The 23335-nt window shown below is 68.9% G+C and carries 20 protein-coding genes and 1 rRNA gene; 11 read left to right on the top strand and 10 right to left on the bottom strand.

Annotated features, from left to right (window positions below; all coding sequences use genetic code 11):
* Positions 1-92: ribosomal RNA gene (gene rrf, locus ACZ60M_RS14920) — 5S ribosomal RNA — on the top strand; the annotation flags it as partial.
* A gap of 57 nt (positions 93-149) precedes the next feature.
* Here rrf and ACZ60M_RS14915 read toward each other — a convergent pair.
* Positions 150-299: a hypothetical protein gene (locus tag ACZ60M_RS14915; RefSeq protein ID WP_157974657.1), complete on the bottom strand. Its 150-nt coding sequence runs from the start codon at positions 297-299 to the stop codon at positions 150-152.
* Between the two features lie 113 nt (positions 300-412).
* Here ACZ60M_RS14915 and ACZ60M_RS14910 point away from each other — a divergent pair, with 113 nt between their 5' ends.
* Both ACZ60M_RS14910 and ACZ60M_RS14905 read left to right on the top strand, forming a co-directional pair.
* Positions 413-937, top strand: a complete 525-nt coding sequence (locus tag ACZ60M_RS14910; RefSeq protein ID WP_465418331.1) for a carboxymuconolactone decarboxylase family protein — start codon at positions 413-415, stop codon at positions 935-937.
* Between the two features lie 121 nt (positions 938-1058).
* The gene (locus ACZ60M_RS14905) at positions 1059-2507 is read left to right on the top strand and encodes a sugar porter family MFS transporter (RefSeq protein WP_465418329.1); all 1449 of its coding nucleotides are present in this window, start codon (positions 1059-1061) and stop codon (positions 2505-2507) included.
* 66 nt (positions 2508-2573) lie between these two features.
* Here ACZ60M_RS14905 and ACZ60M_RS14900 read toward each other — a convergent pair whose 3' ends face one another.
* From ACZ60M_RS14900 to ACZ60M_RS14865, 8 genes are all read right to left on the bottom strand, one after another.
* Positions 2574-5120, bottom strand: a complete 2547-nt coding sequence (locus ACZ60M_RS14900) for an ABC transporter permease (RefSeq protein ID WP_465418327.1) — start codon at positions 5118-5120, stop codon at positions 2574-2576.
* A 4-nt stretch (positions 5121-5124) separates the two neighbouring features.
* Positions 5125-5898 (bottom strand): ABC transporter ATP-binding protein, encoded by a 774-nt coding sequence (locus ACZ60M_RS14895; protein ID WP_465418343.1) that lies wholly within the window; start codon positions 5896-5898, stop codon positions 5125-5127.
* Positions 5899-6163: 265 nt separating this feature from the next.
* Positions 6164-8692, bottom strand: coding sequence for an ABC transporter permease (locus tag ACZ60M_RS14890; RefSeq protein WP_465418326.1), 2529 nt, complete (start codon positions 8690-8692; stop codon positions 6164-6166).
* Positions 8693-8694: 2 nt separating this feature from the next.
* Positions 8695-9471 (bottom strand): ABC transporter ATP-binding protein, encoded by a 777-nt coding sequence (locus tag ACZ60M_RS14885; RefSeq protein ID WP_465418324.1) that lies wholly within the window; start codon positions 9469-9471, stop codon positions 8695-8697.
* A gap of 291 nt (positions 9472-9762) precedes the next feature.
* The gene (locus ACZ60M_RS14880; protein WP_465418341.1) at positions 9763-10374 is read right to left on the bottom strand and encodes a LuxR C-terminal-related transcriptional regulator; all 612 of its coding nucleotides are present in this window, start codon (positions 10372-10374) and stop codon (positions 9763-9765) included.
* Positions 10375-10436: 62 nt separating this feature from the next.
* On the bottom strand, positions 10437-11672 hold the full coding sequence (locus ACZ60M_RS14875; RefSeq protein ID WP_465418322.1) for a sensor histidine kinase: 1236 nt from the start codon (positions 11670-11672) through the stop codon (positions 10437-10439).
* Positions 11673-11737: 65 nt separating this feature from the next.
* Entirely contained in the window at positions 11738-12610 is an 873-nt protein-coding gene (locus ACZ60M_RS14870) for a RecB family exonuclease (protein WP_465418320.1), read from the bottom strand.
* 52 nt (positions 12611-12662) lie between these two features.
* The gene (locus ACZ60M_RS14865) at positions 12663-13409 is read right to left on the bottom strand and encodes a class I SAM-dependent methyltransferase (protein WP_465418318.1); all 747 of its coding nucleotides are present in this window, start codon (positions 13407-13409) and stop codon (positions 12663-12665) included.
* An 85-nt stretch (positions 13410-13494) separates the two neighbouring features.
* Here ACZ60M_RS14865 and ACZ60M_RS14860 point away from each other — a divergent pair, with 85 nt between their 5' ends.
* Both ACZ60M_RS14860 and ACZ60M_RS14855 read left to right on the top strand, forming a co-directional pair.
* The gene (locus ACZ60M_RS14860; protein ID WP_465418316.1) at positions 13495-14601 is read left to right on the top strand and encodes a M50 family metallopeptidase; all 1107 of its coding nucleotides are present in this window, start codon (positions 13495-13497) and stop codon (positions 14599-14601) included.
* 66 nt (positions 14602-14667) lie between these two features.
* Entirely contained in the window at positions 14668-15594 is a 927-nt protein-coding gene (locus tag ACZ60M_RS14855; RefSeq protein WP_465418314.1) for a tRNA (adenine-N1)-methyltransferase, read from the top strand.
* A gap of 100 nt (positions 15595-15694) precedes the next feature.
* Here the strand turns inward: ACZ60M_RS14855 and ACZ60M_RS14850 are convergent, their stop codons facing one another.
* Entirely contained in the window at positions 15695-15982 is a 288-nt protein-coding gene (locus ACZ60M_RS14850; protein ID WP_465418312.1) for a ferredoxin, read from the bottom strand.
* A gap of 118 nt (positions 15983-16100) precedes the next feature.
* Between ACZ60M_RS14850 and arc the strand changes: the two genes are divergently transcribed.
* From arc to pafA, 6 genes are all read left to right on the top strand, one after another.
* Positions 16101-17882, top strand: coding sequence for a proteasome ATPase (gene arc / locus ACZ60M_RS14845; RefSeq protein ID WP_465418310.1), 1782 nt, complete (start codon positions 16101-16103; stop codon positions 17880-17882).
* 197 nt (positions 17883-18079) lie between these two features.
* The gene (gene dop / locus ACZ60M_RS14840) at positions 18080-19585 is read left to right on the top strand and encodes a depupylase/deamidase Dop (protein WP_465418308.1); all 1506 of its coding nucleotides are present in this window, start codon (positions 18080-18082) and stop codon (positions 19583-19585) included.
* Between the two features lie 109 nt (positions 19586-19694).
* A complete protein-coding gene (locus ACZ60M_RS14835) occupies positions 19695-19910 on the top strand; it encodes a ubiquitin-like protein Pup (RefSeq protein ID WP_270123354.1) in 216 nt (71 codons plus the stop codon).
* Between the two features lie 227 nt (positions 19911-20137).
* Positions 20138-20932, top strand: coding sequence for a proteasome subunit beta (gene prcB, locus ACZ60M_RS14830; RefSeq protein WP_465418306.1), 795 nt, complete (start codon positions 20138-20140; stop codon positions 20930-20932).
* Between the two features lie 15 nt (positions 20933-20947).
* Positions 20948-21709: a proteasome subunit alpha gene (prcA, locus tag ACZ60M_RS14825; protein WP_465418304.1), complete on the top strand. Its 762-nt coding sequence runs from the start codon at positions 20948-20950 to the stop codon at positions 21707-21709.
* A 265-nt stretch (positions 21710-21974) separates the two neighbouring features.
* Positions 21975-23333: a Pup--protein ligase gene (pafA, locus tag ACZ60M_RS14820; RefSeq protein ID WP_205327493.1), complete on the top strand. Its 1359-nt coding sequence runs from the start codon at positions 21975-21977 to the stop codon at positions 23331-23333.
* The last annotated feature ends 2 nt before the right edge of the window (positions 23334-23335 follow it).

Genomic DNA, 23335 nt, shown 5'->3' with positions numbered 1-23335 from the left:
CACCCGGTCCCATTCCGAACCCGGTCGTTACGGCTTCCAGCGCCGATGGTACTGCACTCGAGAGGGTGTGGGAGAGCAGGACACCGCCAAACATTTACGTAAAGGAAAGGCCCCCACCTCGCGGTGGGGGCCTTTTCGTATGCGCTGATTCAGGAAGAAGTCGAGAGCGCGTCTCTCACTTTCGCCACACCGACTCCGATGCCGAAGATCGCCCCTGTTACCAGGAATGTCAGTAGCGAAACGGTCACCAGTGCGATCGCGATTCCGATCGCTCCTACGACGCTGAAAAATGTGCTCACGTGGCCTCCTCCGTTGCAGGCTCGTCGGCTGGGCTGGGTAGGTGCCCTTCAGGTATTGTCCCACATCGTTGGATACCACGTAGCGGGCGTCACAAGTTAGATAGGTCACAGTAGTGAGCAGAGATTCGGTTTCACGTCTTCCTGGCACGGCGCTGCCGCCGTCGGCTTCGCGGCGGCTCGCCGCTGTCGGGAGGGACCCGATCAACCTGCATCGGGCACTCGCGCATGCGCCGGCGCTGCTGGCGCCGGTGCTCGATCTGATTCATGCGCTGCGGTTCGACGCCGAGGTGTCGCGTGCGCTGCGGGAGTTGATGATCTGCCGGATCGCGCAGATCGAGGGTTCCGCGTATGAACTGGCGCATCACCTTCCGATGGCCGCGGAGTCGGGCCTGGACTCGGAGCAGTTGGAGGCGCTCGACCGGTGGCAGTCGGCCGACTGCTTCAGCACGCCGCAGCGGGCCGTGCTCGGGTACGCCGAGCACTTGGGGGCGGGGGCGCCTCGAGACGACGAGGCTCTCGACGCGTGCTTCAGTCCGGTCGAGCAGACCGAGCTGACGGTCACCGGGGCTACGTACATCGCTTTGGCGCGGATGCTGCGGGCGCTCGATGTGCAGGTCGACGAGGGGCTTTCCGGCTGACTGCCGCTCCTGCTGAGCAGGCCGACTGATTGCGGCAATTCGTGATCTACGGGGCGAATGCGGCTTAGGATTTCGGCACGTGTGGTACGTACCGGGTTCGAGTCGGCAGCGGGAGTGAGTGATGGCCACGGGCAATGAAGGTCTGATGCGGGGCGGGTCCCAGTCGAGCACCGCTTCAGTGGTGTTCGTGTCTATCGCGGCCGCACTCGGCGGGTTCCTGTTCGGGTACGACACGGCCGTGATCAACGGGACCACCGGTGCGCTCGAAGTGCAGTGGGGGATCGGCTCTGTCGAGACCGGTGTCGTGGTCTCGTCGGCGCTGCTGGGTTGCGCGGTCGGTGCCTGGTTCGCGGGGTCGTTGGCGAACAAGCTCGGGCGTCCGCGGGTCATGATGATCGCGGCGGTCGTCTTCTTCATTACCTCGCTGGGCAGTGCCCTGGCGACGGGCCCGCTGGACCTGACGGTCTGGCGCGTGTGCGGCGGTCTGGCGATCGGTGCGGCGAGCGTCATCGCCCCGGCGTACATCGCCGAGATCGCGCCGGCGCACTTGCGCGGGCGGCTCGGTTCGCTGCAGCAGTTCGCGATCGTGCTCGGCATCTTCGGTGCGCTGCTGGTGAACTACGCGATCCAGAACGCGGCGGGCGGCGCGAGCGGTGAGGTTCCGTGGGGCGGCACCGCGTGGCGGTGGATGTTCGCGGCCGCCGCGATCCCGGCGTTCATCTATTTCATGTGCTCGCTGAACATCCCCGAATCACCGCGGTACCTCGTGGCGAAGCAGCAGGTGGAGAAGGCCAAGGCCATCCTCGAGAAGTACGTCGGCGGCGACGTCGACACCAAGATCACCGAGATCCAGGCGTCGCTGCACAGCGACAAGCCGCCGCGGATCTCCGATGTTCGCGGCCCGCGCATGGGGCTCCTGCCGATCGTGTGGGTGGGTATCTTCCTGTCGATGTTCCAGCAGTTCGTCGGCATCAACGTCATCTTCTACTACTCGACCTCGCTGTGGCAGTCGGTCGGGTTCAGCGAGAACGACGCGTTCCTGACGAGCGTCATCAACTCGATCGTGAACATCGCCGGTACGATCCTCGCGATCTACCTGGTCGACCGGGTCGGCCGCAAGAAGCTGCTCATGTGGGGCTCGCTGATCATGTTCTTCGCGCTCGGCACGATGGCGGTCATCTTCGCGGTCGCACCGACGAACGCGGACGGCAGCCCCGCCCCCAGCGACGCGCAGGGTGTGATCGCGCTGATCGCGGCGAACGTGTTCGTCTTCGGGTTCGCGTTCACGTGGGGCCCGGTCGTGTGGGTGCTGCTGGGGGAGATGTTCTCCAACCGCATCCGGGCCTCGGCGCTCGGTGTGGCCGCGGCCGCGCAGTGGATCTCGAACTGGCTCATCACGGTCACGTTCCCCGAGCTCGCGCAGACCGGCCTGTTCCTGGCGTACGGCCTCTACGCGGCGTTCGCGCTGATCTCGTTCTTCTTCGTGGGCAAGATGATCAAGGAGACGAAGGGCATCGAGCTGGAGGACATGGAGGCCCTCGAAGAGGGCGCCATCAAGGCCGCCGACTGACCCTGACATAACGACGAGGGCCGCACCGAATGGTGCGGCCCTCGTCGGTTTCCTTGCGGTGGAATGCTATTCGTAGGCGATCGCGCCGAGGATGTTCACCTTCGAGGCCCGTACGGCCGGGGCGATCGCGGCGAGGAGTCCGACGAGGACCGCTGCGGCGAAGTACCCGGCGATGAGGGCGGTCGGGACGGCGAACACGTCGACGCCGGTGTCGGCCAGCGCATTCTGGAGCGCCCATCCGAGGCCGAGGCCCGTGGCGATGCCGAGGACCGCGCCGAAGAGGGCGATGGTGACGCTCTCGACGGTGACCATGCGGACGACCTGGCCGCGGGTCATGCCGATGGCCCGGAGCATCCCGAGTTCACGGGTGCGTTCGAGGACCGACAGGACCAGGGTGTTGACGACGCCGATGACGGCGACGATCATGGCCAGGCCGAGGAGCAGCTGGATCGCGATGATCGCGAAGTCGAAGAACACCGTGATCTGGGAGACGAACTCCTCGTGGTTCTGGGCGCTGACGGCCGGTTCGTCGGCGAGGACGTCGTCGACGGCCGCGGTGACGGTGTCGATGTCGGCGTCGTCGGCCACGTCGACCAGGGCCATCATCGGCTTGGTCGTGTAGAACTCGTCGGCGTAGGCCGTGGAGACGTACCAGCCGTCGGTGTTCTCGTTGTCGACGAGGATAGCGGCGACGGTGAACTCGTGCGCCTCCTCGCCGCGGCTGAACTGGGCGGTCACGGTGTCGCCCATGCCGACGCCGAGGTGGTCGGCGGCCCACTGGTTGACGGCGATCTCACCGTCGCCGATGTCGGCCATGCTGCCTTCGGCCATCTGGCCGCCGAAGAGGTCGACCGCGCCTTCGAGGTCGGTGCTGGTGTTGACGAACTGCTCTTCGCCGTTGATCTGCGGGTTGTCGTAGTACAGCTCGACGGCGGATTCGACGCCGTCGATGGCGCGGATCTCGTCCATGGCGGCGGGGTCGAAGGACGCGGGGATCTCGGAGACGGCAGGGCCGGTGACGAACAGTTCGGCCTTGACCGCTTCGCCGAAGTAGTCCTCGATGCTCGCTTTGACGCTGGTGAGCAGGGTCGCGGTGGCGGTCACGAGGGTCACGCCGATCATGAGCGCGGCGGCGGTGACGGCGGTGCGGCGCGGGTTGCGTCCGGCGTTGCGGCGGCCGAGCTGCCCGGCGAAGTTCCACGACCACAGGAGGCCGAGCGCGCCGACGAGCGGTTTGGACAGCCACGCGGTGAGCATGGTGACGCCGATGAAGACCAGGCCCGCGCCGACGGCGGTGCTCGTCAGGTTGGTGCTGTCGCCGTTGAACGTGTCCGTGAGGCCCAGGGTCATGGCCGCGCCGCCCGCGAGGGTGACGATCAGCCCGACGATCGTGAGGACCGTGATCGGTTTGTCAGCCTTGGCGGCGGCGCGCATCGCCTCGACCGGCGGGACCTTGGAGGCCCGGAGGGCGGGGACGAGCGCGGCGAGGACGGTCACGCCGATGCCGACGGCGAGCGCGGCGAGGATCGAGGTCGGCGGGACGGCCAGGCTGACGTTGCCGGTGTCGAAGAACGAGTTGGCGATGACGGCGGTCAGGCCCGCGCCGCCGCCGACGCCTACAGCGGTGCCGACGGCGGCGGCGACCGTGCCGAGGACGAGGGCTTCGACGAGGATGGACTTGACGACCTGGCCGCGGCCGGCGCCGACGGCGCGCATCATCGCGAGTTCCTTGAGGCGCCCGGCGATGACGATGGAGAAGGTGTTCGCGATGAGGAACACCGAGACGAACACGGCGACGAGCCCGAAGCCGAGCAGGAAGTTGCCGACGAGCTTGGTCAGCTCGGCGGTCTGCGCGTTCGCTTCGGTGTTGTACGCCTCCCAGGTCACGACCTTGGCATTGGCGCCGACGACGGGTTCGAGGGCGGCGACGAGGTCGGCGGCGGCGGTACCGTCCGCGGCGTGGACGGCGAGGGCCGAGTAGGCGTCCTCGCCTTCGAAGAAGAGTCGCTGGGCTTCGGCGGTGGTGAAGGCGATCTCGGTGCTGCCGCCGAGGGAGTCGCGGCCGCCGGAGTAGCCGTAGACGCCGACGATCGCGTACTCGGTCTGGTCGGTGGTCATGGAGTACGCGGTCACGGTCTCGCCGAGGTCGAGACCGGAGTCGGCGGCGAACTTGGCGGAGACGGCGACTTCGCCGTCGCTCTCGGGGGCGCGGCCGTCGCGCAATTCGCGGTCCTGGGACTCGTCGGTCCAGTTGACGCCGCTGGTGGGGGCGAGGCCGCCGACGACCTTGCCGTTGTCGCCGATGGCGTTGACGACCGAGGTGACGGTGGTGCTGACGTGGTCGACGCCGGGGACGGCTTCGACGGCGGCCAGGGTCTCTGCGGTGAGGCCCTGCTGCACGAGCGGGTCGCGGCCGTCTTCGCCGGTCGCGGGCTGGACGAGGACGTCGCTGCCCGCGTACGACTCGGCGTTCAGGTCGTCGACAGTGGACTGGATGGAGGCGGTCAGGACCAGGGCGGCGGCGATGAACGCCGAGCCGAGGACGACGGCGAGGCTGGTGAGGGCCAGGCGGGCCTTGCGGGCCGCCATGCCCTTCAATGCGGCGCGGATCATGGGTTTAGGCGGGCTCTCCGGCGAGGGGGACGCGGTTCTCGAAGCCGCGCATGGTGTCGATGACGGTGTCGGCCGTGGGTTCGCGGAGGTCCTGGACGATCTGGCCGTCGGCGAGGAACACGACGCGGTCGGCGTAGGCGGCCGCTGAAGGGTCGTGGGTGACCATGACGATGGTCTGCCCGAAGTCGTCGACGGACTTGCGCAGGAACCGCAGGACCTCGCCGCTGGAGCGCGTGTCGAGGTTGCCCGTGGGCTCGTCGGCGAAGACGACCTCAGGCCGGGTGGCGAGGGCTCGGGCGCAGGCGACGCGCTGCTGCTGGCCGCCGGAGAGCTCGGTCGGCCTGTGCGACAGGCGTTCCTGGAGATCGAGGGTGCGGATGATTTGGTCGATCCAGGCCGGGTCGGCTTTCGCGCCCGCGATCGACGCCGGGAGCAGGATGTTCTCCTCGGCCGTCAAGGTCGGGAGCAGGTTGAACTGCTGGAAGATGAAGCCGATCTTGTCGCGGCGCAGTTTCGTGAGGGCCTTGTCGCCGAGGCCGGTGATGACCGTGCCGCCGATGTCGACGCTGCCGCGGTCGGTGGTGTCGAGCCCGGCGAGGCAGTGCATGAGCGTGGACTTGCCCGAACCCGAGGGGCCCATGATCGCGGTGAACTGGCCGGAGGCGAACTGGACGGACACATCGCGCAGGGCCACGACCTGGGCCTCGCCGGAGCCGTACGCGCGCCACAGACCGGTGGCCGTGACGGCGGCTCGCGTGCGTGTCTGCTGCAGGCTCAGGGGGGCGTGGGGAGTGCTGAGTGGCACGGGGAGCGCCTTTCTGATCGGGTGTCTTTCCTTTTGCCACAAGGCTATTGAGCAGCGCACCCGGCCGCTTCGGTCCGCGGGACGGAGTTCTGTCCTCCCCGGGGTGGAGCCCGGGACGCCGGATCGGCCGAAAGACGGAGTCCCGGAGCACCCGGCCCTCGGCCGTCCGGCGTTCCCAGGGCAGACGGGAGGGGCGGCGCCTGACAACGCCGCCCCTCACCTGGTTTCCGGTATCGAGCTATTCGTAGGCGATGGCGCCCAGCACGTTGAGCTTCGCGGCGCGCGCCGCCGGGGCGATCGCCGCGAGCAGGCCCACGGCTACGGCCGCGACGAGGTACCCGGCGATGAGGGCCCACGGGAGCGCGAAGCTCGTCAGGCCCTCCTCTTCGAGCGCCTGCTGCACGGTCCAGCCCAGGCCGATGCCGACCGCGATGCCCAGGACCGCGCCGAAGAGGCAGATGATGACGCTCTCGACGGTGATCATGCGCCGGGCCTGCCCGCGGGTCATGCCGATCGCGCGCAGCAGCCCCAGTTCCCTGGTGCGTTCGAGGACCGACAGGACGAGTGTGTTGACCACGCCGATGATCGCAATGATGATCGCCAGCGCGAGCAGGATCTGCACCGACGCGAGGAGCACGTCGAGCTGGCTGGTCTGCTGCTCCACGAACTCGTTGTTGTTGGTGACGCTCACTTCGGGTTCGTCGGCGAGGATCGTGTCGACCTCGGCTTCGACCGCGTCGACGTCGGCGCCGTCGGCGACCTGGATGTAGGCCTGCATCGGCTTCGGCACGGTGAAGTGCTGGATCTGCGCGGGCGAGACCCACCAGCCGTCGGTGAGCTGCGAGTCGTCGAGGATCGCGGTGACCGCGAGCTGCGCGGCGGTGCCGTCGGCGAACGCCACCGGGACGGTGTCGCCGAGTGCGAGGCCCCGCTCCTCGGCGGCGGACTCGTTGACGGCCAGGCCGTTCTCGGGGAGGTCGGCGACTGAGCCTTCCGCGACGGTGCCGCTGAAGATCTCCAGGCTCGTCGCGAGGTCCTCGCTGGCGAACAGGGGCGTCGCCTCGCCGTCGACCTCGGTGCCCATGAAGTCGGCGTACAGGTCGCCCACGGCCGCCACGTCAGGGAGCGCCTTGATCTCGGCGAGCGTCTCGGGCGCGAACGTGGGGATGTTGGCCCCCTGCTGGCCCATGACGATCAGGTCGGAGTTGAGGTTCGAGTCAGTCAGTTCCTCGGTGGTGGCCTTGAAACTGGAGACGAGCGTGGCGATGCCGGTGACGAGCGCGACGGCGATCATGAGCGCGGAGGCGGTGATCGCGGTGCGCCGCGGGTTGCGGCCGGCGTTGAGCTTGCCGAGGCGTCCCGAGAACGACCAGGACATGACCGAGCCGAGGAGCGCCACGAGCGGGCGCGACAGGATCGGCGTGAGCAGGGTGATGCCGACGAACGCGATGCCGACGCCGGTGAGGAACCCGCCGAGGCCGAGGTCGCCGAGGTTGTCGGTGAGGCCGAGCGCCACCAGGACGCCGCCCGCGGCGGTGACCACGAGTCCGGCGATGGTGATGCCGCGCAGGGGCTTCGGCGGGTTGACCGCCTCGCGCATGGCGGCGACCGGCGGGACGCCGGAGGCCTTGACCGCGGGGATGAGCGCGGAGAGGACGGTGACGCCGATGCCCACGACCAGTGCCCACAGGGCCGTGGCCGGGACCTGCAGCTGGACGGGGACGCCGCCCATCACGGTGGAGCTGACCAGCGAGGCCAGGCCCCAGCCGAGCAGCACGCCGAGGCCGAGGCCGACGATGGAGGCGATGACGCCGATGACGGCGGCTTCGGCGAGGACGGAGTTGACGACCTGGCCGCGTCCGGCGCCGATGGCCCGCAGGAGCGCGAGTTCGCGCTGGCGCTGGGCCACGATGATGGTGAAGGTGTTGATGATGAGGAACACCGACACGAACACGGCGACGAGGCCGAAGCCGAGGAAGATGTAGCCCATGATGTCGGCTACTGCCGCGAACCCTTGGGCCGCTTCGTCACTGGCCTCCTGGCCGGTTTGGACGCGGTAGTCGCCGCCGACGGCGTCGGCGATTTCGTCGGTGGAGGCCTCGCCCTTGACGTAGATCGCCATGTAGGCGTCCTCGCCTTGGGTGAGCAGGCGCTGGGCGGCGGTGGTGGTGAAGCCCATCTGCGTCTCGCCCGCGAGGGAGTCGCGGTCGCCGCTGAGGCCGAAGACGCCGACGATCTCGTAGTCGGCGCGGTCGGCGGTGTAGGAGTAGGCGGTGACGGTGTCGCCGAGGCCGAGGCCGGAGTCGGTGACGAACTGAGCCGAGACGACGACCTCGTTGTCGGCTGCGGGGTCGCGGCCGTCGCGGAGTTCGGCGAGGCCCGGGTCCTCGGCGTTCCAGGCGAAGCCGATGGTGGGGGCGAAGGTGCCGACGAGTTTGCCGTCGTCGCCGATGGCGTTGACCTGGCCGGAGACGTCGCCGTCGGCGGTGTCGACGCCGTCGAGGCCCTGGACCGTGTCGAGGACGTCGCGGGGGATGAGGGTCGCGCCGGGCGTGTTGCCTTGCGCTGCAGCGGGGTCTTCGGCGGAGGTGACGACGGCGTCGACGTCGGTGAAGGCGTCGGCGATGACGCCGGTGACGGACTTCTCCATGGTCGCGGTGAGGATCATCGCGGCGGCTACGAACATCGTGCCGAGGACGACGGCGAGGCTGGTGAGGACGAGGCGGGCTTTTCGGCTCGCCATGCCCTTGAGGGTGGCGCGCAGCATGGTTAGGCGTGCTCTCCTTGGGCGGCGGCGACGAGCTCTTCGAAGTGCTTCATCTTGTCGATGACCTTGTCGGCGGTGGGCTCGGCCATGTCTTCGACGATCTGTCCGTCGGCGAGGAACACGACGCGGTCGGCGTAGGCGGCGGCCGAGGGGTCGTGGGTGACCATGACGATGGTCTGGCCGAAGTCGTCCACACTGGTGCGAAGGAAGCGGAGCACTTCGGCGCCGGAGCGGGTGTCGAGGTTGCCGGTGGGCTCGTCGGCGAAGACCACTTCGGGCCGGGTGGCGAGGGCGCGTGCGCAGGCGACGCGCTGCTGCTGGCCGCCGGAGAGCTCGGTCGGCTTGTGCGACAGCCGGTCGGCGAGGTCGAGGGTCTTGATGATCTGGTTGAGCCAGGCCGGGTCGGCCTTGGCCCCGGCGATAGCTGCGGGCAGGGTGATGTTCTCTTCGGCCGTCAAGGTCGGGAGCAGGTTGAACTGCTGGAAGATGAAGCCGATCTTGTCGCGGCGCAGTTTCGTGAGGGCCTTGTCGTTCAGGCCGGTGACGGCGGTGTCGCCGATGCGGACGGTGCCGCGGTCGGTGGTGTCGAGGCCTGCGAGGCAGTGCATGAGCGTGGACTTGCCTGAGCCCGAGGGGCCCATGATGGCGGTGAACGCGCCGGACGCGAACTCGACGGAGACGTCGCGCAGGGCGATGACCTGGGCTTCGCCGGTGCCGTAGGCCTTCCAGAGGCCTTCGGCCGATACGGCGGTGGTATTGACGGGGGATGCGGTGGACACGACGCTCTCGCTTTCGGGTGAAGGTGTCGATGTGCCGAGGGATTCGGTGTGCTCGGTTTCCTTGTTCGCGAGACGCCGCTCGCGAAGTCGTTGCGTCAGAGGCGAGATGAACAGATGACGTCGACTCGCCTGATTGTGACATCATACCTGATGTCATTCGGCGTCGTAGTGCTCCGGGTCATGGTTCGACGATATTGGACTCCGGCCGAACGCGCATCCGCTTCAAGGACGGTCTTCGTCTACGTCGAGAGGCGGAGGCCTCGGTACCCGGGTACGACGTTCCGGGTGGTCTTAGGCGGTGCTGCCCGGTTTGACCAGGCCGCTTTCGTAGGCGAGGACGACGGCCTGGACGCGGTCGCGGACGCCGAGCTTGGTGAGCAGGTGGCCGACATGGGTCTTGACGGTGGTCTCACCGACCGTGAGCGCCTCGGCGATCTCGGCGTTCGTGAGGCCTTTCGCCAAGAGCAGCAGCACTTCCCGCTCGCGGGCGGTGAGGCCGTCCACGATGGCGGGCTTGGCGTCGCCGTCGCCGCCGGGGTGCTGGGCGAAGCGCCCCAAGAGGGTCGAGAGGATATGCGGTGCGACGACCGCGCCGCCGCGGTGGACGGTGCGGATGGCCTCGACCAGGTCGGCGGCGGGCGCGTCCTTGGTGAGGAACCCGGCGGCCCCGGCCCGCAGCGCGCCGACGACGTACTCGTCGAGGTCGAAGGTGGTGAGCACGAGGACGCGGGAGGGCAGGTTCGCCTGCACGATGTCGGCCGTGGCGGCCACGCCGTCGCGGCGGGGCATGCGGATGTCCATGAGCACGACGTCGGGGACGAGCCGCCTGGTGAGATCGAACGCCTCGACGCCGTCCCCGGCCTCGCCGACGATGTCGATGTCGGTCTCGGCGCCGAGGACCATCTTGAAGCCCGCGCGCAGCAGCTGCTGGTCGTCGGCGAGCAGGAGGCGGATCGGCCGGTCGTTCAACGTGTGACTCCCTGGAGGTGGGCGTTCTTGGGGAAGCGGGCCTCGACGAGGTAGCCGCCGCCGGGCCGGGGCCCGGCTTCGAGGGTGCCGCCGTACAGCGTGGCGCGCTCCCGCATGCCGATGAGGCCGTGCCCGCCGGAGAACCCCTCGGCGACGGGCGCGCCGAGCCCCGAGTCGCCCACGGCGATACGGAACTCGGCCTCGCCGTAGTCGACGACGACTCCGGCGCGGGCCTGCGGCCCGGCGTGCTTGATGGTGTTCGTCAGGGCCTCCTGCGCGATCCGGTAGACCGCCAGGCTCACCCCCGTCGGCAGCGGGTACTCCTCGCCGCGGACGGTGTAGCGCACGGGCACCCCGGCGTCCTTGGTCTGCGTGACCAGCGCCCGCAGCGAGTCCACTGTAGGCTGCGGTTCGAGGTCGGCGGCGCCGCCTTCGTCGCGCCCCTGCCGCAGCACCGTGAGGATGTCGCGCATCTCCCGCAGCGCGGTCCGCGCGGTCTGGTTCACCGTCGTCAGCGCCTCCTCGGCCGCGTCCGGGTCGGTGCGCAGGACCCGTTTGGCCCCTTCGGACATGACCCCGATGACGGAGATGTGGTGGGCCACGACGTCGTGCAGCTCCCGGGCGATGCGCCGCTGCTCGTCCGCGACCGCCTGGGCCGCCAGCGCCTCCTGGCGCTCCTCGGCGAACCGGGCCCGCTCGGACAGCTCCACGACCTTCTCGCGCCGGTTGCGGATGACCCAGCCGATCCAGAACACCGTGGCCGCCATGGCGAGGTTCAAGGTCGTGACCAGCGTGCTCGTCAGGTGGTCGCCGCCCCGGAACGCGGCCGACTGCACGAACACGACGACGGGCACCCAGATCGCGGCGCTGGCGACCAGCGCCCTGGTCAGCGGCAGCCGCGACGCGGCGGTGTAGGTCAGCACGAACATGCCGATGCCGCTGTCCATGGCCATGCCCACGAGCGGTTCGACGAAGAACGCGACGCCCATGACCAGCAGCGACAGGATGATGCCGCCCCACAGCCACTTGCGGCGCAGGCTGATCGCGGCGAACGGGACGACGATCAGTCCGGCCTCGCCCCAGGTGAGCGTCATGTCAGGGCTGACGGCCGCCGAGACCGCGTAGAAGCCGAGGTACGCGACGGCGGAGACGACCGCCAGGAGCGTGTCGGCCAGGAACGGCCGAGCGCGCAGCCCGCGGCGCAGGCGTGTGAAAGTGGAGGCGGCGTGCACGCTCTATACCGTATCCGCCGTTCCCGCCCGTTTCATCGAACGCGAGAATGATCCGTGAGTACGCCTCAGGTAGGAGGCGCGTCGTGCGGCGGGTCAGCCTCGACCGGCGCCTCCACCGGCATCGCCAGCCCCGGCAGGACCGTCGTCAGCGGGTACGCGGGCGGCTCGCCGCCGAACTCCGGGCACAGCGCCTGGTGCGCGCACCAGCCGCACAGCTTCGACTTCTGCGGCCGGAAGTCGCCCGTGGCGATCGCCTCCCGCATCACCGACCACAGTGCCTTGAGGGTCTTCTCGAACCCCTCGAGCTCCCGCTCGTTGGGGGAGTAGTCGAGCATCTGCCCGTCCCCGAGGTACATGAGCCGCAGCAGGGTCGGCACCGTCCCCCGGGTGCGCCACCACACGAGCGCATAGAACTTCATCTGGAACAGCGCCTTGTCCGCGAACCGGTCCGGCGGGCGCTTCCCGGTCTTGTAGTCCACGAGCCGCACCAGCCCCGCCGGGTTGACGTCGGCCCTGTCGATGAACCCCTTCAGCGACGTGCCGTCGTCAAGCGTCGTCGTCACCAGGCACTCGGTGCGGTGCGGCTGGAGGCGCTGCGGGTCCTCCATCGCGAAGTACGTCTCGACGAGGCGCCGCACGTTCCGCAGCCAGTCCGACTCGTCGTCCAGCCCCTCGAACAGCTCCGCGTACTCGCCCGAAGCCTGCAGCTTCGCCCACTCCGGCTCGATCATCGCCAGCGCCTGCCGCGGGGTGCGCCGACCAGCGTCCAGCTCGTACAGCCGCTCCAGCACCGAGTGCACGAGCGTGCCCTGCACCTGCGCCTTCGACGGCGGCTCGGGCAGGCGGTCCACGGCCCGGAACCGGTACAGCAGCGGGCACTGCTTGAAGTCCCCGGCGCGCGAAGGGGAGAGCTGGGTCGGGCGGGTGGCGTGCGGCATCCTCCGAGCATAAAGGCGGGGACCGACAACCGCTCCGCCCGACCCCGCGACCTCAGACCGGCCGGACCCGGAACACGTACGTGTCGTACGGCATCGCGAACGACTCCCGGCCCTCCAGGTCCGGGTGCGAGCCGAGCACGTCCTGCACGACCCCCTCGATCCGCGCCCGCCCGGCCGCATCGGACGTCAGGTAGTACGACCGCGACTGGACCAGCCGCAGCACCCCGGCCCGGTCGATCGGCCACTCATGCCGGAACACCCGGTACTCGACCTCCCCGAACAGATCGCCGAAATAGCCCGGCGCGGTCGCGGCCAGCGCGTCCTTCTCTCCCTGCGAGCTCCCGATCGCCTCGGTGAGCGCCCCGACCCAGCCGGTCGACTCGTCCCGCACGTTCCACACCGGGGCGAGCACGCCGCCCGGGCGCAGGACCCGGCGGATCTCCGGCATCGCCTTGTCGCGGTCGAACCAGTGGAACGACTGCCCGCCCGTGACGAGGTCGGCGCTGGCGTCCGGCACCGGGATCGCCTCGGCGGACCCCGCCAGCGCGGCCGCGACGCCTTCCGAAGCGCTCACGAGCTTGGCCCGCATGAGGTCGTCGGGCTCCACGGCCGTGACGCGGTGCCCTTGGGCGACAAGCGCCCTCGTGAGCAGCCCGGTGCCCGCACCGAGGTCGACCGCGTCAACGGCCTTCCCGTCCGTCATCCACGCGACGGCCTCGGCCGGGTAGGTCGGGCGGATGGAGTCGTAGAGGTCGGCGGCGGGGCCGAAGGACTGCGCCATGCTCTTGTCGAAGCTCATGCCCTTACCGTACGCACGTTATGTTAGAACTTCAACATGCCGCGCCCACGGAACCGATCCGCCCGGGCGCGTAGCATTGCCGCCGATGTCGACTGCAAACGCGCTGGCCTTCCGCAAATCCGGATTCACCCTCCTCCGATTCAAGGGCATCCCCGTCACCCTCGGCTACACCTGGCTGCTCCTGGCCGCCGTAGTCGTGATCGTCTACGCCCCGATCGTGCAGCGCTCCGTCCCCGGCCTGAGCACCGGCGCCGCGCTCATCGTCGCCGCCCTCTTCGCCGTCACCCTCCTCATCTCCGTGTTCCTCCACGAACTCGGCCACGCCCTCGTCAGCCTGCGCGCCGGGATCGGCGTCCGCCAGATCAACCTCGACGCCCTCGGCGGCTTCACCGAGATGGACCGCGAAGCCCCCCGGCCCGGGACGGCCGCCGCGATCGCCCTCGCCGGACCCGCCGTCTCCGCCGTCCTCGGCGGCCTCGGCCTCGCCGGGCTCTTCTTCACCACCCCCGGCTCCCTGCCCTGGCAGTTCGCCTTCCAGATCTGCGTCGCCAACCTCCTCGTCGCCGTCTACAACCTCCTCCCGGGCCTGCCCCTCGACGGCGGCAAAGCCCTCCAGGCCGGCATCTGGGCCGCCACCGGCGACCGCTGGACCGGCTTCCGCGTCGCAGGCTGGGCCGGACGCGTCGTCGCCGTCGCCACCATCGCGGGCGGCCTCTGGCTCTACGCCTCCGACTGGTTCTCCGCCTTCGGCCTGGTCCTCCTCGTCTTCGTCGCCTTCGAACTGTGGCGCGGCGCCACCAGCGCGATCCGCGCCGCCCGCATGGGCCCGCGCGTCAAAGCCCTCGACGCCGCCGCGCTGGCCCGCCCGATCGTCCTCGTGCCCGCCTCCGCGACCCTGGGGGAGGCGCTGAACGCCGCCGCCGGGCGCGAGATCGTGGCCGTCGACGGCAAGCCCGTCGGGGTCCTCGACCACGCCGCCGCCGAAGCGGTCCCGGCCGACCAGGTGGCCGCGATGCCGCTCGCCGGGCTGCTGCGCTCGGCCGCGCAGGTCCCGGGCATCAAGGCCGAGCTCAAGGGCCAGGCGCTGGTGGACGTGATCGGCAGGAGCGGCGCGGAGCGGTTCTTCGTGGTCGATGAGGGCCGCCTGACAGGGCTGCTCTACACCGCCGACGTGGTCAAAGCCCTCCGTTAAGATGCTCCGGACCTATCGGGCCTCGGCGACGCTTGCGAGCCGTAAATGTGCAAGGAGTACGACGAAGTGGCATCTGACCTGCTGGGGCCGGGCGACCGCGTCCAGCTGACCGACGCGAAGGGCCGCATGGCCACCATCACCCTCGCCGAGGGCGGCGCGTTCCACACCCACCGGGGCAGGCTCTTCCACGACGACCTCATCGGCAAGCCCGACGGCGTCACCGTCACCACCGAGGGCGGCACCGCCTACCTGGCGCTGCGCCCGCTCCTGCCGGACTACGGCCTCTCGATGAAGCGCGGCGCGCAGGTCATCTACCCCAAGGACATCGCCCAGATCCTCACGTTCGGCGACATCTACCCCGGCTCGCGGGTCGTGGAGGCCGGAGCCGGTTCCGGCGCGCTGACGAACTGGCTGCTGCGGGCCACCGGCCCGACCGGGCGCGTCTTCTCCTGGGAGATGCGCGAGGACTTCGCGAAGATCGCCGAGGAGAACGTCCGCGGCTACTACGGCGAGGTCCCCGAGCACTGGACCCTCACCGTGGGGGACGTGGCCGAGGCCGAGCTCGATGAGCCCGTCGACCGCGTCGTGCTCGACATGCTCTCCCCCTGGGAGGTACTGGACACTGTGGAGCGACTCCTGCGGCCCGGCGGCGTCTTCATCGGGTACGTCGCCACCACTACGCAGATGTCGGAGCTCGTGGAGGCGCTGCGCGAGCGCAAGACCTTCACCGAGCCCGCCGCCTGGGAGTCGATGATCCGCGGCTGGCACCTCGAGGGCCTGGCCGTGCGCCCGGACCACCGGATGATCGCGCACACCGCGTTCCTCATCACCGCCCGCAAACTCGCGCCGGGCACCGTGGCTCCGGCGCGGAAGCTCAAGCCCTCCAAGGGCCAGCAGGCGCTGCGGGAGCGCAAGGAGCGGATCGCCGCCGAGGCCGAGGCGCGCGCCGTCGAATCGCTGCGGGCCACTGAGGACGACGCCCCCGCTTCGTAACGATTCAGTCACAGTCTGAGTCGGATTCACGACTCTCCAAGCGCTGAAACGAGATTCGGGCGCTTGACGCGATCGCGTCAAGCGCCCGTTTTCGGTCCCGCTAGTCCTCGGCGCCGGGGCCGGCGACGGCCGTCTTCGTCGCCCGCTCGCGGACGTAGATGCACTCGCCGGGGCAGTCGTGCGCCGCGTTCACAATGTCCAGACGCAGGTGTTCGGGCACGTCGACTTGTGAACCGGCCGTAGTCAACAGCTCACCGTCCGGGGCCTTGACGTACGCCAGGCCGTCGATGTCGAACTCGAAGACCGAGGGCGCGTACTGCACGCAGAGACCGTCGCCGGTGCAGGCGTCCTGGTCGATCGACACTTCGAGTTCACGTTCCTCAGCCATGTCCCCCAGATTAATTGCCGCGAAGAAGCTGGCGCAATGTCGGTGTCGAGTCTTACTATTGGCCTCCCCAGCCAGCTACGGTTGGAGTAGGACAACCCTCACTCGGGAGGTGTGACCCGTGGCACGTAGCAACGATGACCGTCGACAGAACCTGAGCCAGGGCTCAGAGCACGACGAACTGTCAGGACAGGTCGAAGAGCTCCAGGAAGAACTGGCCGCTGCCCGACGCCGTCTCACCGAAACGCCCCGACACATGCACATTCTGGAAGAGCGGCTCGCCGCCGCCCAATCCCAGATCGACCGCCTGTCGGAGCAGAACGAGCGGCTCGTGGCCACCTTGAAGGAGGCCCGCGAGCAGATCGTCTCACTGAAAGAGGAGATCGACCGGCTCGCCCAACCGCCGTCAGGCTACGGCGTGTTCCTGGGGGCCCGTGAGGACGGCACCGTCGACGTCTTCACCTCCGGGAGGAAGTTCCGCGTCTCGCTCGCGCCGTCGATCGACCCCGACGAGCTCGAACGCGGCCAGGAAGTCCTGCTCAACGACGCCATGAACGTGGTCGAGGTGCTCGACTACGAGCGCATCGGCGAGGTGGTGACGCTCAAGGAGCTCATCGAGACCACCGGCGGCGGCCCTCCGGACCGCGCGCTGGTGACCAGCCACGCCGACGAGGAGCGGGTCGTGCTGCTCTCCGACGCGCTCATCAACGGGCCGCTGCGCGCGGGCGACTCGGTCATGATCGAGCCGCGCGCCGGGTACGCCTACGAGCGCATCCAGAAGAGCGAGGTCGAAGAGCTCGTCCTCGAAGAGGTCCCCGACGTCGACTACTACGACATCGGCGGCCTCGACGGCCAGATCGAGATGATCCGCGACGCGGTGGAGCTGCCGTTCCTCCACGCCGACCTCTTCCGCGAGCACGAGCTGCGCGCCCCGAAGGGCATCCTGCTGTACGGCCCGCCGGGCTGCGGCAAGACGCTCATCGCCAAGGCCGTCGCCAACTCGCTGGCCAAGAAGGTCGCCGAGATGCGCGGCGAGGAGGCCTCCGGCAGGAGCTACTTCCTCAACATCAAGGGCCCGGAGCTGCTGAACAAGTACGTCGGCGAGACCGAGCGGCACATCCGCCTGGTCTTCCAGCGGGCCCGCGAGAAGGCCAGCGAAGGCATGCCCGTGATCGTGTTCTTCGACGAGATGGACTCGATCTTCCGCACCCGCGGCTCGGGCGTGTCCTCCGACGTCGAGAACACCATCGTCCCCCAGCTGCTGTCGGAGATCGACGGCGTGGAGGGCCTGGAGAACGTCATCGTCATCGGCGCCTCGAACCGCGAGGACATGATCGACCCGGCGATCCTGCGGCCCGGCCGCCTGGACGTCAAGATCAAGATCGAGCGGCCCGACGCCGAGTCGGCGAAGGACATCTTCTCGAAGTACATCACCACGACCCTGCCGCTGCACGACGACGACCTCGCCGAGCACGACAAGGACCGCGACGCCACCGTGCAGTCGATGATCCAGGCGGTCGTCGAGCGGATGTACTCCGAAGTGGACGAGAACCGCTTCCTCGAGGTCACCTACGCCGACGGCGACAAGGAAGTGCTCTACTTCAAGGACTTCAACTCCGGCGCGATGATCGAGAACATCGTCGCGCGGGCGAAGAAGATGGCCATCAAGGACTTCCTGACGCACCAGTCGAAGGGCATCCGGCTGAGCCACCTCATCGACTCCACAGTCGACGAGTTCCGCGAGAACGAGGACCTCCCGAACACCACCAACCCCGACGACTGGGCGCGCATCTCCGGTAAGAAGGGCGAACGGATCGTCTACATCCGCACGCTCGTCTCCGGCAAGGGCCCCGACTCCGGCCGCAGCATCGACACCGTGTCGAACACCGGCCAGTACCTGTAGCGACGTTTCATCGATCGGCCGGCGGACCCCCGTCGGCCGATCGGCGTCCCCTCGAACGTGTCAGACCACCCGCCGCCGGGTAACCGATCGCCATGAAGACCCAGAACCTCAACGGCGCGAAGCTCGGCGGCCCTGAAATCCAGACGTCTCCCCTCGGAGGGAGCGCCGCCGCGCCCGAAGGGACTAGGCTCGATACCATGACCGTACGCCGCATTATGGGCACCGAGATCGAATACGGGATCTCCGTGCCGGGCCAGCCGGGCGCCAACCCGATGGTGACCTCCTCGCAGATCGTCAACGCCTACGCCGCGCGCCCCGAGCTGTCCAAAGGCGGCCGGGCCAGGTGGGACTACGAGGAGGAGACCCCGCTTCGCGACGCGCGCGGCTTCACGTACACCGGCGCGCTCTACGACCCCGCCGAGAACCTCGCCGACGAGGACTCCGGGCTCGCCAACGTCATCCTCACCAACGGCGCCCGCCTCTACGTCGACCACGCGCACCCCGAGTACTCGACCCCCGAGGTCACCAACCCGCGCGAGATCGTCCTGTTCGACAAGGCCGGGGAGATGACCATGGCCGAGGCCGCCCTCCGCGCGGCCCACACGCCCGGCATCGGCCCGATCAACCTGTACAAGAACAACACCGACAACAAGGGCGCCTCCTACGGCGCGCACGAGAACTACCTCATGTCGCGCCAGACCCCGTTCGCCGACATCGTCGCACACTTCACGCCGTTCCTGGTCACCCGCCAGATCTACTGCGGCGCAGGGCGAATCGGCATCGGCCAGGACGCCTCCGAGCACCGCTTCCAGATCTCCCAGCGCGCCGACTTCTTCGAAGTCGAAGTGGGCCTGGAGACCACGCTGAAGCGCCCGATCATCAACACCCGCGACGAACCCCACGCCGACGCCGAACGCTACCGGCGCCTCCACGTCATCATCGGCGACGCCAACCTCGCCGAGCACGCCACGTTCCTCAAGGTCGGCACCGCCTCGATCGTGCTGGCCATGATCGAGTCCGGCGCGTTCGACGGCACCCTCGGCATCGCCGAACCCGTCGCCGAGCTCCGCGCCGTCAGCCACGACCCGACCCTCAAGCACAAGATCGAGCTGCGCAACGGCAAGCGCGTCACCGCGATCGAACTCCAGCAGTCCATCCTGGAGCAGGCCGAGGCCTACTGCGGCGCCGACGCCGACCCCGACACCCGCGAAGTCCTCGACATGTGGGCGTACGTGCTCGACGCGCTCGCCCGCGACCCCATGGAACTGGCCGACATGCTCGACTGGCCCGCCAAGCTCTCGCTGCTCAACCGCTACCGCGAACGCGAGAACCTCGGCTGGGGCGCCGCGAAGCTCCAGGCCATCGACCTGCAGTACCACGACGTCCGCCCCGAGAAGGGCCTCTACCACCGCCTCGTCGCCCGCGGCAAGATGAAGCGCCTGCTCACCGACACCGAGATCATCAACGCGATGACCGAGCCGCCGCACGACACCCGCGCGTTCTTCCGCGGCCGCTGCCTCGCCCGCTACCCCTCCGAAGTCGTCGCCGCCTCATGGGACTCCGTCATCTTCGACGTCGGCGCCGACTCGCTCGTGCGAGTGCCCATGATGGAGCCCGAGAAGGGCACCAAAGCCCATGTGGGGGAGTTGTTCGAACGCTGCGAAGCGGCCAAGGACCTCCTCGACGTCATCACCGCCGACTAGGCGCCCTGTTTCGCCCGCGGGAATAAGTGACGGCAGTGCAGCGTCGTATCTGGCGTGCTGTCGTACTCTCGCGGTACGGTTTAGGCACCAAGGGTAGAAGGGAACAGCTATGGCAGCGAAGGACTCCGGCGGGCAGTCGCAGTCACAGCGGTCGCGGCAAGACGCCGACGCCGAGGCCACCGAGGCCGCTGTAGACCCCGAGATCGCCGAACGGCACGAAGCCATCACCGAAGAAGTCGACGACCTGCTCGACGAGATCGACGAAGTCCTGGAGACCAACTCCGAGGAGTTCGTCCGCTCGTTCGTGCAAAAGGGCGGCCAGTAGCGCCCCCCTGCCGGTGACAGGGCCACCTGGTGCGACGTCCATGCCAATTTATGGCTTGCAAGCTTCGCCAAGGACGGCGCATCGGGGCCCTGCCCCACCGGCGGCCCCTCCGGCCCCCCGGGCCGAAGCGGCGAGCCGCGTTCTACCGGCGCGTTTTTTGAATAGAGGATTAGGGAGGTCATGTCGTGACAGGTCAAGGATTCCCAGGCAAACTGCCCAACGCGTATATGACGGCTGGAACCTCCTCCTTCTCGGAGTTCCTCATGCAGGTGGCACCCGAAATGCTGCCGGGGCGCAGGCCCCTGCCGCCGGGCGACTTCGCCGCTGTCAGCGCCCACGCCACCACCATCGTCGCCCTCCGCACCGCAGAGGGCGTCGTCATGGCCGGCGACCGCCGCGCGACCATGGGCAACTACATCTCCAGCCGCGACATCGAGAAGGTCTTCCCCGCAGACGGCTACTCGCTCGTCGGCATCGCGGGCACGGCCGGCCTCGGCATCGAACTGGTCAAGCTCTACCAGCTCGAACTCGAGCACTACGAGAAGATCGAGGGCGCCCCGCTCACCTTGAACGGCAAGGCCAACCGCCTCGCCACCATGCTGCGCGGCAACCTCGGCATCGCCCTCCAGGGCCTCGCCGTCGTCCCCCTCTTCGCCGGGTTCGACATCGACGCCGACTCCATCGGGGAAGCGGGCCGCATCTACAGCTTCGACGTCGTCGGCGGCATCTACGCCGAACGCGACTTCGACTCGATCGGCTCGGGCTCCATGTTCGCCAAGAGCTCCCTCAAGAAGCGCTACCGCCGCGACATCGGCACCGAGGAAGCCGTCAAGATCGCCGTCGAATCGCTCTACGACGCGGCCGACGACGACTCCGCCACCGGCGGACCCGACCCGACCCGCGACCTCTACCCCGTGGTCATGACGGCCACCGCCGAAGGCTCCAAGCGGGTCGACGAGGCCGTCGTGGCCGACGTCGCCCGCGCAGTCATCGCGGCCCGCACCGAGAACCCCTACGGATAAGGAGAGGAGCCGGACATGGCCATGCAGTTCTACACCAGTCCCGAACAGATCATGCGGGACCGGGCCGAGTTCGCCCGCAAGAACATCTCCCGCGGCCGCAACGTCGTCGTGCTCTCCTGCGCCGACGGCGTCCTCCTCGTCGCGGAGAACGTCTCCTCGGCTCTGCACAAGGTCTACGAGCTCTACGACCGCATCGGCTTCGCCGCCGTCGGCAAGTACAACGAGTTCGAGAACCTCCGCACCGCCGGCGTCCGGATGGCCGACCTGCGCGGCTACTCCTACGACCGCCGCGACGTCAACGCCGCCAGCCTCGCCAAGGCCTACGCCCAGACCCTCGGCGCGATCTTCTCCGAGCAGACCAAGCCCTTCGAGGTCGAGATCTGCGTCGCCGGGGTCGGCTCCGGACCGCAGGAGGACGAGCTGTACCGGCTCACCTTCGACGGATCCATCAACGACGAGCCCGGCTACCTCGCCATGGGCGGCGACGCCGACCAGCTCAAGGAGATCCTGGCCGAAGGCCACGACTTCGAGGCCCCGCTCGCCGACGCGTTCGCGCTGGCGCTGCGGGCGCTCTCCAGCTCCGGCGGCAACGGCACGCCCCGCGAGCTGACCAAGGAGGTCCTCGAGGTCGCGGTCCTGGAGCGGGCGCGCCCGGGCCGGGCGTTCCGCCGCATCGAGGGCCTGGCCCTCGACGCGCTGCTGGCGACCCCGGCGGCCGAAGCCGAACCCGAGGCCGAGACGGCCGAGGACGAGGCCCCCGAAACCGACGAGTCCTAACGAGCCCAACGGCTTCGGCCGGGCCGGTAGGGTCCGCGAATACGCGGGTACCGACCGGCCCGGCCGCAACCGCAGCGGCACCAGAACCCGACACTCCATCGAGCAACCGCCGTCCCTCTCTTTTGGACGGATAGTCCCGGCGGGACCGCACCAAGCCAGGTGCATACCGCCGTAAATCGAACAATCTCCATAGTGCCCGTCGCGGTACGGAACCGTTCGACCGCGAGGGGTGTTCTCCTCAACCGAATCGGGGTAGGGTTTCGACATGGACAGGCGCATTTTCGGACTGGAGACCGAATACGGGGTCACTTGCACCTTCAGGGGACAGCGCCGCCTGTCTCCGGACGAAGTGGCCCGCTACCTCTTCAGGCGTGTGGTCTCCTGGGGCCGCTCCTCCAACGTGTTCCTCCGCAACGGCGCCCGCCTCTACCTCGACGTGGGCTCCCACCCCGAGTACGCCACCCCCGAGTGCGACTCGATCGAGGACCTGGTCAAGCACGACCGGGCCGGTGAACGCATCCTCGAAGGCCTCATGATCGACGCGGAGAAGCGCCTCCACGACGAGGGCATCGCCGGGGACATCTACCTGTTCAAGAACAACACCGACTCCGCCGGGAACTCGTACGGCTGCCACGAGAACTACCTGGTCAGCCGCCACGGCGAGTTCGGGCGCCTCGCCGAGGTCCTCATCCCGTTCCTGGTCACCCGCCAGCTCATCTGCGGCGCCGGGAAGGTCCTCCAGACCCCGCGCGGCGCGCGCTTCTGCCTGTCGCAGCGCGCCGAGCACATCTGGGAGGGCGTCTCCTCGGCCACGACCCGCTCGCGGCCGATCATCAACACCCGCGACGAGCCGCACGCCGACGCCGAGCGGTACCGCCGCCTGCACGTCATCGTCGGCGACTCGAACATCAACGAGGTCACCACGATGCTCAAGGTCGGCTCCGCCGACCTGGTGCTGCGGATGATCGAGACCGGCGTGACGATGCGCGACCTCACCCTGGAGAACCCGATCCGGGCCATCCGCGAGATCAGCCACGACACGACCGGGAAGCGCCTGGTGCGCTTGGCGAGCGGCCGCGAGGCGTCCGCACTGGACATCCAGCGCGAGTACCTGGAGAAGGCCATCGACTTCGTCGACCAGCGCGGCGCCGACGCGGGCACCAAGCGGGTCATCGACCTGTGGGGCCGCGTGCTCCAGGCCGTCGAGTCCGAAGACCTCGACTCGGTCTCCCGCGAGATCGACTGGGTCGCGAAGTACAAGCTCATCGAGCGCTACCGCGAGAAGCGCGGCCTGGCGCTCTCGAGCCCGCGCGTCGCCCAGCTCGACCTGGCCTACCACGACATCCGGCGCGGCCGGGGCCTGCACCACCTCATGGAGAAGCGCGGCGAGGCCGAGCGGATCACGCACGACGTCGAGGTCTTCGAGGCGAAGGAAGTGCCGCCGCAGACCACGCGCGCGCGCCTGCGCGGCGAGTTCATCCGCAAGGCGCAGGAGAAGCGCCGCGACTTCACTGTGGACTGGGTGCACCTGAAGCTCAACGACCAGGCGCAGCGGACGGTCCTGTGCAAGGACCCGTTCCGGTCGCGGGACGAGCGCGTCGACAAGCTCATCGCCAGCATGTGAGG

Source organism: Glycomyces sp. NPDC050141 (assembly GCF_055586545.1).
This window is presented reverse-complemented; position numbering and strand designations above follow the sequence as displayed.

What these genes read in the sequence shown, in the direction of transcription:
- ACZ60M_RS14890 (WP_465418326.1), bottom strand. Translation starts at nt 8,692, where the DNA reads ATGCTGCGCGCCACCCTCAAGGGCATGGCGAGCCGAAAAGCCCGCCTC.
- dop (WP_465418308.1), top strand. Translation starts at nt 18,080, where the DNA reads ATGACCGTACGCCGCATTATGGGCACCGAGATCGAATACGGGATCTCC.
- ACZ60M_RS14870 (WP_465418320.1), bottom strand. Translation starts at nt 12,610, where the DNA reads ATGCCGCACGCCACCCGCCCGACCCAGCTCTCCCCTTCGCGCGCCGGG.
- ACZ60M_RS14850 (WP_465418312.1), bottom strand. Translation starts at nt 15,982, where the DNA reads ATGGCTGAGGAACGTGAACTCGAAGTGTCGATCGACCAGGACGCCTGC.
- ACZ60M_RS14865 (WP_465418318.1), bottom strand. Translation starts at nt 13,409, where the DNA reads ATGAGCTTCGACAAGAGCATGGCGCAGTCCTTCGGCCCCGCCGCCGAC.
- ACZ60M_RS14860 (WP_465418316.1), top strand. Translation starts at nt 13,495, where the DNA reads ATGTCGACTGCAAACGCGCTGGCCTTCCGCAAATCCGGATTCACCCTC.
- prcA (WP_465418304.1), top strand. Translation starts at nt 20,948, where the DNA reads ATGGCCATGCAGTTCTACACCAGTCCCGAACAGATCATGCGGGACCGG.
- ACZ60M_RS14900 (WP_465418327.1), bottom strand. Translation starts at nt 5,120, where the DNA reads ATGATCCGCGCCGCATTGAAGGGCATGGCGGCCCGCAAGGCCCGCCTG.
- ACZ60M_RS14880 (WP_465418341.1), bottom strand. Translation starts at nt 10,374, where the DNA reads ATGGTCCTCGGCGCCGAGACCGACATCGACATCGTCGGCGAGGCCGGG.
- prcB (WP_465418306.1), top strand. Translation starts at nt 20,138, where the DNA reads ATGACGGCTGGAACCTCCTCCTTCTCGGAGTTCCTCATGCAGGTGGCA.
- pafA (WP_205327493.1), top strand. Translation starts at nt 21,975, where the DNA reads ATGGACAGGCGCATTTTCGGACTGGAGACCGAATACGGGGTCACTTGC.
- ACZ60M_RS14905 (WP_465418329.1), top strand. Translation starts at nt 1,059, where the DNA reads ATGGCCACGGGCAATGAAGGTCTGATGCGGGGCGGGTCCCAGTCGAGC.
- ACZ60M_RS14835 (WP_270123354.1), top strand. Translation starts at nt 19,695, where the DNA reads ATGGCAGCGAAGGACTCCGGCGGGCAGTCGCAGTCACAGCGGTCGCGG.